Source organism: Nitratireductor sp. GISD-1A_MAKvit (assembly GCF_040819555.1).
Classification (GTDB): domain Bacteria; phylum Pseudomonadota; class Alphaproteobacteria; order Rhizobiales; family Rhizobiaceae; genus Nitratireductor.
The window spans coordinates 337,806-351,056 of the sequence record NZ_CP161920.1 but is presented as its reverse complement, the minus strand read 5'-3'; the positions used below and the strand labels follow the sequence as shown (position 1 = coordinate 351,056).

5 protein-coding genes and 1 pseudogene are annotated in these 13,251 nt (G+C 63.7%); all 6 read left to right on the top strand.

The features are described from left to right. The first annotated feature begins 99 nt into the window (after positions 1 to 99). The 6 genes and pseudogenes from ahcY to addA all read left to right on the top strand — a co-directional run bounded on the left by ahcY (position 100) and on the right by addA (position 13,220). Positions 100 to 1,500 carry an adenosylhomocysteinase gene (gene ahcY / locus AB2N04_RS02860; protein ID WP_367716904.1) on the top strand — a complete coding sequence of 467 codons (1,401 nt, stop codon included), beginning with the start codon at positions 100 to 102 and terminating at the stop codon, positions 1,498 to 1,500. A 317-nt stretch (positions 1,501 to 1,817) separates the two neighbouring features. Further along, a pseudogene (locus AB2N04_RS02855) lies at positions 1,818 to 4,227 on the top strand (PAS-domain containing protein). A gap of 9 nt (positions 4,228 to 4,236) precedes the next feature. Next, on the top strand, positions 4,237 to 5,745 hold the full coding sequence (tsaE, locus tag AB2N04_RS02850) for a tRNA (adenosine(37)-N6)-threonylcarbamoyltransferase complex ATPase subunit type 1 TsaE (protein ID WP_367716903.1): 1,509 nt from the start codon (positions 4,237 to 4,239) through the stop codon (positions 5,743 to 5,745). Then, complete coding sequence (locus AB2N04_RS02845; protein ID WP_367716901.1) at positions 5,742 to 6,479, top strand: nucleotidyltransferase family protein; 738 nt, start codon at positions 5,742 to 5,744, stop codon at positions 6,477 to 6,479. The genes tsaE and AB2N04_RS02845 overlap by 4 nt, the downstream gene beginning before the upstream one ends. 88 nt (positions 6,480 to 6,567) lie before the next feature. Further along, the gene (gene addB, locus AB2N04_RS02840) at positions 6,568 to 9,696 is read left to right on the top strand and encodes a double-strand break repair protein AddB (RefSeq protein ID WP_367716900.1); all 3,129 of its coding nucleotides are present in this window, start codon (positions 6,568 to 6,570) and stop codon (positions 9,694 to 9,696) included. Next, positions 9,693 to 13,220 carry a double-strand break repair helicase AddA gene (addA, locus tag AB2N04_RS02835; protein WP_367716899.1) on the top strand — a complete coding sequence of 1,176 codons (3,528 nt, stop codon included), beginning with the start codon at positions 9,693 to 9,695 and terminating at the stop codon, positions 13,218 to 13,220. Before addB ends, addA begins: the two co-directional genes overlap by 4 nt. Positions 13,221 to 13,251 lie beyond the last annotated feature (31 nt).

The window sequence follows — 13,251 nt, the reverse complement described above, 5'->3', positions numbered from 1 at the left end:
CATTGTGAGCGGCGGCGTGATCTGGTAGTCAGATGCCAGCATTCGCGCCCGGCTTGCTGTTCGTGGCGCCCGGATTCATGAAAATCGGAGAATACGCCAATGAGCGCTGACAAGGATTATGTGGTCGCTGACATTTCCCTGGCCGACTGGGGCCGCAAGGAAATCGAGATCGCCGAAACGGAAATGCCGGGTCTGATGGCCTGCCGCGAGGAGTTCGGCAAGGAAAAGCCGCTCAAGGGCGCGCGCATCTCCGGCTCGCTGCACATGACGATCCAGACCGCCGTTCTTATCGAGACGCTGAAGGCACTCGGCGCGGATGTGCGCTGGGCCTCCTGCAACATCTTCTCCACCCAGGACCACGCTGCCGCAGCCATTGCCGATGGCGGCACGCCGGTTTTTGCCGTCAAGGGCGAGACGCTTGAGGAATACTGGACCTACACGGACCAGATCTTCCAGTGGAAGGACGGTGAACCTTCCAACATGATCCTCGACGATGGCGGCGACGCCACAATGTATATCCTCATCGGTGCGCGCGCCGAGGCCGGCGAGGATGTTCTTTCCAATCCGGAGAGCGAAGAAGAGGAAGTGCTCTTCGCGCAGATCAAGAAGCGCATGGCTGCAACGCCGGGCTTCTTCGCGCGCCAGAAGGAAGCCATCAAGGGCGTGACGGAAGAGACCACCACCGGCGTCAACCGACTCTACCAGCTTCAGAAGAAGGGCCTTCTCCCCTTCCCGGCAATCAACGTCAACGATTCCGTGACCAAGTCGAAATTCGACAACAAGTATGGGTGCAAGGAATCGCTGGTCGACGGCATTCGCCGCGCAACCGACGTGATGATGGCCGGCAAGGTGGCCGTGGTCTGCGGCTATGGCGATGTTGGCAAGGGCTCGGCCCAGTCGCTCGCCGGCGCCGGTGCCCGCGTGAAGGTGACGGAAGTCGATCCCATCTGCGCCCTGCAGGCAGCCATGGACGGTTTTGAGGTCGTCACGCTGGATGACGCAGCGCCGACTGCCGACATCGTGATCACCACGACCGGCAACAAGGATGTCATCACCCTCGATCACATGCGCAAGATGAAGGACATGGCGATCGTCGGCAATATCGGCCATTTCGACAACGAAATTCAGGTTGCAGCCCTGCGCAATCTCAAATGGACGAACATCAAGCCGCAGGTGGACATGATCACCTTCCCGGACGACAAGCGAATGATTCTGCTGTCCGAAGGTCGTCTTCTCAACCTTGGCAATGCCACCGGCCACCCCAGCTTCGTCATGTCTGCCTCCTTCACCAACCAGGTGCTGGCGCAGATCGAGCTGTTCGTGCGCGGCGATGAATACAAGAACGAAGTCTATGTTCTGCCGAAGCATCTCGATGAGAAGGTTGCGCGCCTGCATCTTGAGAAGCTCGGTGCCCAGCTTTCGGTTCTTTCGGAAGAACAGGCTTCCTATATCGGCGTAACGCCGCAGGGCCCGTTCAAGCCGGAACACTACCGCTATTAAGAATAATTAACCAAGACACAAGATATTGATGCCGGACCATTGACTTTTGGCCCGGCATTATTTTTGTCGCGCGCCCTTCTTCACGGCGATTCGCTCACGCGTTACAGTGCTGTGATTCGCGAGGCGGTTGACCTTCCGGGCTATGCGCCTGGCGATAGGAAGGGGCGGTCTTGCCAGATCAAGCGGCGGAGAAGGAACAGGACATGCCGGGGCTGGACCCGCTGATCGGCGGATCTACGGGCCCTAAGGGCCGACAGTGCAAAACGGGCATCATGCGGGGAATGGTGCGGTTTCTGACACTGACGACAAGTGTGGCGATGCCCTCTGCGGCCGCCGCACAAACAACTGCACAACTAGCGCCTGGTATTTCGGTCAACACGGTTGATGTCATTCAGCTTGCTGTCTTCGCGGGCATTATGGGCGCGGCTTTTCTGTCTGCCATCTGGCTTATTCGCCAGCGCGCTCGCATTGCATCTGAAAATCTGGAACTGCGTGCGCGCATTGCCGAGCTGAGCGGCGCGCTGGGTCGTTCCGAAGCGCTTCTCAATCTTCGGGACCAGCGGGCCGTGGTCTGGGGTGGTGGCACCGACAGACCGGCGCTTGTCGGCGATCTGCCCCCCGGTTGCGGTGCTCCCGACGAACGTTCGGCTTTTCTCGCCTTCGGCCGCTGGATGATGCCGCGCTCCGCCTCCGCGCTCGACGCGGCGCTGGCGGCGCTGCGCGAGGCGGGCGAGAGTTTCGACCTGACCATCGAAACCCGATCCGGAACGACACTGGAAGCACAGGGGCGTAAATCCGCCCATCAAACCGTCCTGCGCTTTGTTGCGCTCTCGGGCCTGCGCGAAGAGCATGCGCGTCTTCAACTCGAACACCAGAGCCTTCTGTCCGAACGGATGACGCTGCTCGGGCTTCTCGATTCCCTGGATATGCCCTTCTGGCTGAGAGACAAGGCCGGTAAATTGGCCTGGGTGAACAGGGCCTTCACGGGGGCAGTCGATGCGCCCACCGGCGATGCGGTTCTGCGTGAACAGCTCGAATTCCTTCCCATGACGGCGCGTGAGGAGATCGCCAGCCCCAATCGTGGAACCAACGAGGTGTTCCGACAATCGCTGTCCGCCGTGGTGCACGGTGAAAGGCGCGTCTTCTCGGTTACCGATTATACCGGGGGCCAGGGCTCCGCAGGCATCGCCGCGGATGTCAGCGAAGTCGAAACGATCCGCCGGGAGTTTGAGAGCACTGTTCAGAGCCATTCCGACACGCTCGATCAGCTCACCACGGCGGTGGCGATCTTCGACGAACAACAGAAACTGCGCTTCTTCAACCAGTCGTTCCAGAAGCTCTGGGACCTCGACACACCCTTCCTTGAGAGCAGACCCGACAACGCGCTGTTGCTCGACCGGCTGCGCAGCGAAGGCACGCTGGCCGAACAGCCCGAATGGCGACGCTGGAAAGAAGGGCTCCTGTCGGCCTATCGCAGCATGAAGCCGCAGGAACACTGGTGGCACCTGCCTGACGGACGCACGATCCGCGTGATCGCCAATCCGCAGCCCAAAGGCGGCGTGACCTGGGTTTTCGAGAACCTGACGGAAAAATTCGACCTGGAAAGCCGCTACAATGCGGCGATGCGGGTTCAGGGCGAAACGCTCGACAATCTCACCGAGGGTGTAGCGGTGTTCGGCCCCGGATGGACGCCTGCGTCTTTCCAACCCGGCTTTCCAGCGCATCTGGAATCTGCCGGACCAGCTCGTCACGCCCGAAGCGCACATTGCCGACATCCGCGCGGTTTGCGATCCGCTCGCCAAGGACAGTCCATGGCGCAGCTTCGTCGCCTCGGTCACCGGTTTCGATGACGAGCGGCGCAGCCAGCACGGTCAGGTGGAGCTTTCGAATGGTTCGGTGTTGAGCCATGCCACCATCCCGCTGCCCAACGGCCAGGTGATGATCACCTTCGTCGACATGACCGACAGCGTGAACGTGGAACGCGCGCTGAAGGAAAAGAACGACGCGCTGCAGAAGGCAGACAAGCTGAAGAACGATTTCGTTCAGCACGTTTCCTACGAGCTGCGCTCTCCGCTGACAAACATCATTGGCTTCACCGATCTCCTGAACCTGCCGGAGACGGGACCGCTGAACCAGAAGCAGCGCGAATATCTGGATCATATCGGCTCCTCTTCCAACGTGCTCCTCACTGTGGTCAACGACATTCTTGACCTTGCCACTGTCGATGCCGGCATCATGGAGCTGGAAATCGGCGAGGTGCGGGTGGGCGACATGGTAGAAGCTGCGGCCGGGCTCATCACCGAGCGCCTCCGCGAGCACCAGATTCGCCTCGACGTGCAAATGGACGATGCGGCACTCGTGTTCCACGCAGACGAAAACCGCGTGCGGCAGGTTCTGTTCAACCTGCTTTCGAACGCGGCCAATTATGCACCAGAACAAAGCACCATCAGCCTTTGCGCGCGACAAAGTGACGATGCGGTGGAATTCAGCGTCCACGACGGTGGCCCGGGCATGGCGCCCGATGTTCTGGAAACCATCTTCAAACGCTTCGAGCCGCATGTTAATGGCGGGCGCAGACGCGGGGCGGGGCTTGGCCTCTCCATCGTCAAGAGTTTCGTCGAGCTGCATGGCGGCTCGGTTCACATCGACACGGGCGAAGGGCGCGGAACCACGGTAACCTGCCGGTTCCCCTCCACGCCGACACAGGCGCGGGTCGCCGCAGAGTAGCCAAACCGTATGACAGCACGCGTTCTGGAACGCTTCCTGCCGGATGAAGACGCAACAACGCTTTTCGGCGAGGATATCGCCGTGGCTTTGCGCGCCGGCGATATTCTGGCCCTGAAGGGCGATCTTGGTGCCGGCAAGACCACGCTCGCCCGTTCCATCATCCGTGCTCTGGCCGAAAACCCCGAGCTGGAGGTACCCAGCCCCACCTTCACGCTGGTGCAGAGCTACGAAACGCGCATCCCCGTACATCACTTCGATCTCTATCGACTGGGTGATCCCGACGAGCTGGAGGAGCTCGGCCTTTTCGAGATGGCGGAGGACGGAGTTGCGCTGGTGGAATGGCCGGAGCGCGCGGTTGGTCGTTTCGCAGACGCAATCCGTCTTGAGCTTCACGACAGTGGCGAGGGACGGCTTGCGGTGATCGCGGGGCCGGAGGAAGCGATGCTGAGGCTGGAGCGCAGCTTCGCGATCCGTGATTTCCTCAACAATGCCGGTGAGCAGCGCGCCCATCGGGCGTTTCTTCTTGGCGACGCCTCCCTGCGGGCCTATGAGACCGTGACGACCCGCACGGGTGCCCGTCGCATTCTGATGAATGCGCCGGAGCGCCGCGACGAGCCGCTGCTTGAGTGCGGTCGCCCCTATAGCCGGATCGCGCATCTGGCGCAGTCCGTCGCGGCTTCCGTGGCGATGGCAAATGCCATTCGCGCGCGTGGTTTCTCGGCCTATGAGGTCTATGCGCAGGATCTGGAAACCGGGCTTCTCCTGACCGAACATCTCGGCGAGACACCTTTTCTCTCGCCGGAGGGCGAGCCGGTGGCCGAGCGCTATGTAGCGGCCGCGCGCCTGCTGGCAGCGCTTCACCGCGACGCCTGGCCGAGTGAAATGCCGGTCGATGACCGGCTCATCCACGAACTGCCGCCCTATGATCGCGAGGCGCTCGGCATTGAGGTGAGCCTTCTGACCGACTGGTACATGCCGTTCATGGCCGGACGTCCCGCAAACGAGGCAGAGCGCGCCGGCTATATGAAGTGCTGGAACCGGCTGTTCGCGCGTCTTGAAGACTTCGAGAAGAATCTCGTTCTGCGTGATTTTCATTCGCCAAACCTGATCTGGCGGGCGGAGCGCGAAGGGTTCGACCGGCTGGGGCTGATCGACCTGCAAGATGCGGTGTGCGGGCCGGCAGCCTATGACGTCGCATCGCTGGCGCTCGATGCCCGCGTGACCATGCCCGAGGAGCTGGAGCGCGCCGTGGTGGAGGCTTATTGTGAGGCCCGTGCCGAACAGGGTGCGTTCGACCGCACGGCGTTCGACGAGGCCTATGCGATCTGCGCCACCCAGCGCAATTCCAAGCTGCTTGGCACCTTCGTTCGGCTGGAGCAGCGCGACCACAAGCCATATTACATAAAGCATCTGCCGCGCATTCGCGCCTATCTTCGCCGCGCAATGTGCCATCCGGTGCTGGATGAGCTGCGCACATTCTATGAGGAAGCCGGTTTCCTGAGCGGAGACGAGGCATGAGCGTGGCACTTCCGAAAAAGGCAATGGTTCTGGCCGCCGGGCTTGGCAAGCGCATGCGCCCCATCACCGACACCATGCCCAAACCGCTGGTGAAGGTCGCGGGACGCACGCTGATCGACCGGGCACTCGACATGCTGGAGCGCGTTGGCGTCGAAACGGCGGTGGTAAATGTGCACTACCTTGCCGATCAGATGGAGGCGCACCTGGCGGGTCGCACCGCACCGCAAATCATCATCTCCGATGAGCGCGCCCGGCTTCTGGATTCGGCAGGCGGCATCATTCGCGCTCTCCCGCATCTGGGCGAAAGCCCCTTCTTCATTCTCAACGCCGATACGTTCTGGCTTGAAACTGGCACGTCCAATCTCGAACGCATGGCCCTTGCCTGGGACCCGGAGACCATGGATATTCTCCTCATGGTTGCAGACACCGAACAGGCGACGGGCCATTCCGGCTCGACCGATTACAGCATGGATGCACAAGGCCGCCTCACCCGTGATCGCGGCGTGGAAGGCGGGGTGATCTATGCCGGCGCGATCGTGCTTCACCCGCGCATCTTTGCCGACGCCGGCAACGAGCCACAGTCTCTCAATGCCTATTTCGATGCAGCAGAGGCGAAGGGCCGGCTTTTCGGCATGAGAATGGATGGCGCGTGGATCACCGTCGGTACGCCGGATGCCATTGCGCCCGCCGAGGCTGTGGTGGCAAAGCATGCCGAGAAGAGCGATGCCGGCTAAAGCATTTTGCAGTCAGGTGGAATCACCTGACGCCCGCACAAATGCGGAAAAACAGACAGATAGAGCGGAGCGGCATTTCCATGAAACGGTGAACCGCTCTAAAGACACAAGCCGCGTCTTTTCCATTCCCCCCGGCGTCGGCTTTCTGGAGACGCTTGTCGAAGCTCTGTTCGGTGGAAAGCTCGTGCCGGATTTTCGGCACACGGGCGATCCACTGACACTGGCCGATGTCACCATCTATCTGCCAACCCGCCGTGCCGCCCGCGCCCTGCGCGATGTCCTGCTTCGAAAGCTCGATGGTCAATCCGCCATCCTCCCCGTCATTCGCCCGCTGGGCGAGTTCGATGAGGAGGCCGCGCTGTTCGATACGGAAGGAGCCTCCGCGCTCGATCACGCCCCGCCGATAGAGGCGCTGGACCGGATCCTGCTGCTCGCACCGCTGGTGCAGGCGTGGAAGGCGCGGCTGCCTGGCCACGTGGCCGCTCTCTTCGAGGAAGGCGTCGTGGTGCCGGCTTCGGCGTCGGATTCCATCTGGCTCGCACGCGATCTCGCCGGCCTGATGGACGAGATCGAAACCGAGGAGGCCGACTGGACGAAACTGGCCAGCCTTGCGCCCGATGCGCTGGCGCACTGGTGGCAGGTCACGCTCGAATTCCTGCAGATCGTCACCGCCCATTGGCCAAAACTGCTGGAGGAACTCGACCGTTCCAACCCCGCCGCGCATCGAAACGCGATGCTGGCGGCAGAAGCCGCGCGGCTCAAGGCCCACGCGCACAAGGGCCCGGTCATCGCTGCCGGTTCCACCGGTTCCATTCCCGCCACGGCCCGGCTTCTGGCGACAATCGCCGGGCTGGAAAACGGCGCCGTGGTCTTGCCGGGTTTGGACACCCGGCTCGACGCACGGGCCTGGGAGGCGGTGGGCGATGCGGACGAACCATCCGCTTTCGGCCACCCGCAGGCAGGTCTGAAGAAGCTGCTTTCGGCCATGGGCATCACGCGCGAAGAGGTGGTCGAGCTTGGCGAGCCTGCCCCGCCGCTTGCCCTGCGCCGCGCCTTGGTCAGCGAAACGCTGCGCCCTGCCGAAACCACGGATGCCTGGCTGGAAAATCAGTCGCTGGCAGCCGATGCGACAGAAGGGGACGCGCTTTCCGGCGTGACTTTGGTCGAGACCGCAAACGAGCGTGAGGAAGCGCTGTCGATTGCCGTTGCGCTGCGCCTGGCGCTGACCGACGAGAACGCAACAGCGGCACTTGTGACACCCGATCGCGGTCTGGCGCGGCGTGTCGCGGTGGAGCTGCGTCGCTTCGGCATCGAGGCGGATGATTCCGGCGGCACGCCGCTCGCCGACACGCCGCCGGCAACGCTGGCGCGGCTGCTGCTCGAAACCGTGTTCCGCCCCGGCGAGCCGATCGCCATGGTGGCCCTGCTCAAGCATCCCTTGCTGCGGCTTGGGCTGAAGCGTGCCAGCGTGCGCCGCGCCGCCGAGACCATCGAGCTCGTGGCGCTGCGCGGCGGCACGGGCCGGCCGGACATCGCCGATCTGGACAAGCTTTTCGAGAAGCGCTGGACAGACATTGAACGCGACACGCGCAAGCCCTTCTGGTTCCCGCGCGTCAACGAAGCCGCACTGGCCGAGGCGCGCGCCGTGCTTGTTGCACTGGTCGAGGCGCTGCGCCCTCTGGTCGCTCTGCGCGGGCAATCGGGCATCGGTGTGCCGGAGATGGCACGCGCGACAGTTGAGGTTCTCGAAGCGCTGGGCCGCTCCGAAGATGGCAGCCTCAGCGATTATTATGACGGCGAGCGCGGACAGGCCATGGCCGCCTTCCTGCGCGGGCTTGTCGGTTCGGAAACGACCCTGCCCTTCGACGCCGCCGAATGGCCCGCAGTCTTTGCCGCGCTGATCGCCACCGAGGTGGTCAAACCCGCCATGGGCGCAGACAGGCGCGTGGCCATCTGGGGCACGCTCGAAGCGCGGCTACTGCATGTCGACACGATGGTTCTGGGGGGCATGAACGAGGGCACCTGGCCTGCCATCCCTTCGTCCGATCGCTTCATGTCGCGCCTGATGAAGGCCGAGCTTTCGCTGGAGCCGCCGGAGCGGCGCATCGGTCAGGCGGCGCATGATTTCATGATGGCGATGGGCACGAAGAAAGTGGTGCTAACGCGCGCCGCGCGCGCCGGAGATGCACCCGCCGTCGCCTCGCGATGGCTGCAGCGCATCACGGCCTTTGCCGGCAAAGATGTTGCCGAAACCATACGCGCTCGCGGCCGGAAGCTGATCGCATGGGCGCGTCTGCTGGACGAGAGGCCGGACGAGGATTTCGCCCCCCGGCCCGAGCCCGCCCCGCCCGTCGAGGCGCGCCCCACGCGCTTCTCCATCACCGAGATCGAGACGCTGCGGCGCGATCCCTATGCCGTCTATGCCAAACGCATTCTGGCACTTGTCGCGCTCGACCCGCTGATTCGCGATCCGGGTGCGGCGGAACGCGGCAATCTCTTCCACGATGTTCTGGAGCGCTTCATCAAGGAGGTGGAGGATCCGACTGCTCCCGATGCGCTCGACCGGCTGATTGCCATTGGCCGCGAGCTCTTTTCCGAAGCCGGCCTCCCGCAGGATGTGGCAACGGTCTGGTGGCCGCGTTTCGAGCGCACGGCGGCCTCGGTCATTCAGTGGGAGCGCGGACGCGCCGAAGGCATCGCAAGGCGCCATGCCGAAATCCGTGCCTCGGCCATCGAGGTGGCAAAGCTCGGCCTAACCCTTTCAGGCCGCGCCGACCGGATCGACATCCGCAGCGATGGCAGCGCCGAAATCCTCGACTACAAGACCGGCGCCTCGCCGTCGCGCCGGCAGGCGCACACGCTTCTCTCGCCACAGCTTGCGCTGGAAGCGGCGCTCCTTCAGCGTGGCGCGTTCGCCGATATCGGCCCGGCAGAGCCCGGCGACCTCGCCTATGTGCGGCTCAAGGCCAATGGCGAGGTGGTGCCTGAATCCATCCTTCGCATGAAGGACAGCGACAAGACGGCGCCCGGCATGGCCGAAGAGGCATGGGAACGGCTGGGGCAGCTTCTCGCCCATTATCATAAGCCTGAGACAGGCTATCGCTCGCGCGTCCTGCCCTTCCGCGAGGGCGATGTGGATGGCGATTACGATCATCTGGCGCGCGTGCTCGAATGGTCTGCCGGCGGCGATGCGGGCGAAAGCGGAGGGGACGAATGAAAAAGTTTCCCTTCATCCCCGAGGACACGATCAAGGCGCAGTCGCTTGCAGCCGACCCCGCCACCTCAGCCTGGGTTTCGGCCAATGCCGGCTCCGGCAAGACCCATGTGCTTGCCCAGCGGGTGATCCGGCTTCTGCTTCAGGGGGCCGATCCTTCAAAAATCCTCTGCCTCACCTACACGCGCGCTGCCGCCGCCAACATGGCCAACCGCGTGTTCCGCGATCTTGCCGGCTGGAGCCTTTTGCCCGACGAAGCGCTGTCCGAAGTGATCGCAAAGATGGAAGGCAAGGCGCCCAGCCGTGAAAAGCTCGCCCGCGCGCGGCGGCTTTTCGCCCGCGCACTGGAAACGCCGGGCGGACTGAAAATCCAGACGATCCATGCCTTCTGCGAGGCGATCCTGCACCAGTTTCCGCTGGAGGCAAACATTGCCGGCCATTTCGAGCTGCTCGACACGCAGATGGAGGAGGCGCTGCTTGCCGAGGCGCGGCGCGATCTTCTCTCCGGTGCCGCCGGCGAGGATGGCGCGCTGGCCGAAGCTTTTGCCGAGGTGCTGGAGCGTGGTGGCGAAAGCGGCTTGCAGGAGCTTCTGTCCGAGATCATCGGCCGTCGCGACGGCTTGCGCGCCTTCATCGATGAAATTGTAAGAAAAGCGCAGGTACCCTACAGCGCCCTGTTCCACGAGTTCGATTTTGCACCCGATGACACGGCAGCATCGATCGCCGCCTCCATCTGGCCGCTTCCGGGCTTTGATGCCGGCGCGTTTCGTGCCTTCGTGGCCGAGGCGGAGGCCGTCGACGCCAAGACGGTTTTGAAGAGCATCGTGCCCGATGCCAGCCGCGCCTTCGAAGAAACGGACCCGCTGCGCCGGCTCGACCATTTGCGCAAAGGCTTTCTCAAGGCCGATGGCGGCGTCTATGGCGAGACCACGTTCAAAAAGGCGCTGCGCACCGCCCTGCCCGACATCGTAGAGCGCTATGGCGAGGCGGCGGAGGCGATCCGCACTGCCGCCGACCGCGTGGCGCTGTTCCGCATGCTGGAGGCGACGCGCGCGGCCCTTGTCATCGCCGATGGCATGATCGCCCGCTATGAACGGCTGAAACGCGCGCGCGGCTTTCTCGACTTCAACGATCTCATCATGCGCACCATCCGGCTTCTGGCCCGTGCCGATGCCGGGCCGTGGGTGCAGTACAAGCTCGACAAGGGCATCGACCATGTGCTGATCGACGAGGCGCAGGACACGAGCCCCGAGCAATGGCAGATTGTGCGCCTGCTTGCGGAAGAGTTCTTTGCCGGCGAAGGTGCGCGCGAAGGCCTCCTGCGCACCATCTTCGCGGTGGGCGATGAAAAGCAGTCCATCTATTCGTTTCAGGGTGCGGAGCCTGCGGCCTTCGGTGAAAGCGGGCGCGCGTTTGAACAGAAGGTGCGCGAGGTCGAGCGCCGTTTCGAGCGCCTGCGCCTGCGCTATTCCTTCCGCTCCACCGAGGATGTGCTGCGCGCCGCCGATCTCGTGTTCTCGAAAGCCGATGTGGCGCAGGGGCTGACGCATGATCCCGAGCCGATTGAGCATCTGGCCGTTCGCGCGGGCCAGCCCGGCTATGTGGAAGTCTGGTCGCCCATCGCGCCGGTCGCGGTGGACGAGCCGGAAGACTGGACGGAAGCCATCGACCACGCATCCGCGCCTGCCGTGCGGCTGGCCGAAACCATCGCGCAGACGGTCGAGGACTGGATCCGCAATGGCGAGATCATCGAAGGCACGGGCAAGCGTCTCACGGCGGGCGATGTGCTGGTGCTCGTGCGCAAGCGCGACCGTTTCGTGCACGCGCTCTCGCGCAGCCTGAAAAACCGCCACATCGATGTGGCCGGTGCGGACCGCCTGCGGCTCACGGCACACATCGCCGTGCAGGACCTGATCGCGCTTGGCCGCTTCCTGCTTCAGCCGCATGACGATCTGTCTCTGGCAGCGGTGCTGAAAAGCCCCCTCTTCGGCCTGGATGAGGAACGCCTCTTTCGCCTCGCCTGGAACCGCGGGCGCGCCGTGCCGCTGTTCGACGCCATGCGCGCGCAGGCGCTGGAAGATCCGGCCGTGGCCGGCATGGTCGAGACCTTGCAGAACTGGCAGAACGAAGCGGCCTTCAAGCCGGCTTTCGAGTTCTATGCAGGCCTTCTTACAGGCACCCGCGATCGGGAAGGCGCGCGCCGGCTTTTCGTTGCCCGGCTTGGGCATGAGGCAAACGACATTCTCGACGAGTTCCTGTCCTTTGCACTGGCTGGCGAGCGGGCGGGGCTTAACGGCCTTGAAGCGCTGCTTTCGGCGCTTGAAGGGCAGGCGCCCGAAATCAAGCGCGAGATGGACCAGACGCGCGACGAGCTGCGCATCATGACGGTGCACGCCGCCAAGGGTCTTGAGGCTCCCGTGGTGTTTCTGGTCGATCCGGGCAGCGCGCCCTTCGTCTCCCAGCATCTGCCGAAGCTCATGCCCTTTGCGCCGCGCGGTGAAGGCTGGCAGGGCAAGGGTTTCCTCTGGCGCGCCGGCAAGGATGTTTCCAACACGGTGGCCGCCACCTTTGAAGCCGACGCAAAGGTCAAGGCGGAGGAAGAATACCGCCGGCTCCTCTATGTGGGCATGACGCGGGCAGAGGACCGGCTGATCGTCTGCGGTTATCATGGCGCGCGAGAGCCGCAGGGCCTTACCTGGCAGAATGTGGTGCGCGCCGCGATTTCCAGTGCCGACCGGGTCGAGGAACGGGCGAGCCCGGAAATCTGCGCTCCGGTCTATCGCTATCGTGTCAGTGATGCACCGGCAGTGAAGCCTGAGGCAGAGAAACCTGCTGAGACCGCGCCCGAAACCGCGCTTCCCGAAGCCCTGCTCACCCCGCCGCCCATGCCGGTCGATCTGCCGCGCCCGCTTTCGCCGTCACGCGCTGGCGCCCTGATCGAGACCGACTACGAGCCGGTGCCCTCGCCCCTCTCGCCGGTTCTCGACGAGGCACGCAAGCCGGGGTTTGCCATCCAGCGCGGTCTGGCGGTACACAAGCTTTTGCAATTGCTGCCCGAATGCCCGCAGGAAGAGCGAGAGGCCGCAACGGGCCGCTATCTCGATCGCGTCGGCAACTCCTGGAGCGACGCCGAACGGGATGCGGTCTGGCGCTCGGTAGATGCGATCCTGCAAGATACAGGCTTTGCCCCCATTTTTGCGCCCGGGTCCCGCGCCGAGGTTTCGGTCATGGGAGAACTCACGCTTGGCAAGCGTCGTCATGCCGTTTCCGGCAAGATCGACCGACTGGCCGTTACCGACGATGCGGTGCTGATCGTCGATTACAAGACCAATCGCCCTGCCCCCAAAACGCTGGAAGAAGCGCCCGCAGCCTATGTCGCGCAGCTTGCGCTTTATGCGGAGCTCCTGAAACCGCTTTATCCCGGCCGCAGGGTCGAGGCCGCGCTACTGTTCACGGAAACGCCGGTCCTGCTGCCGGTTCCCGAAGGGCCGCTGGCGGATGCGCTTGAACGACTCACGCGGGCGTGACACAACAACGCTTGACGCGTGCCCGCGCGAC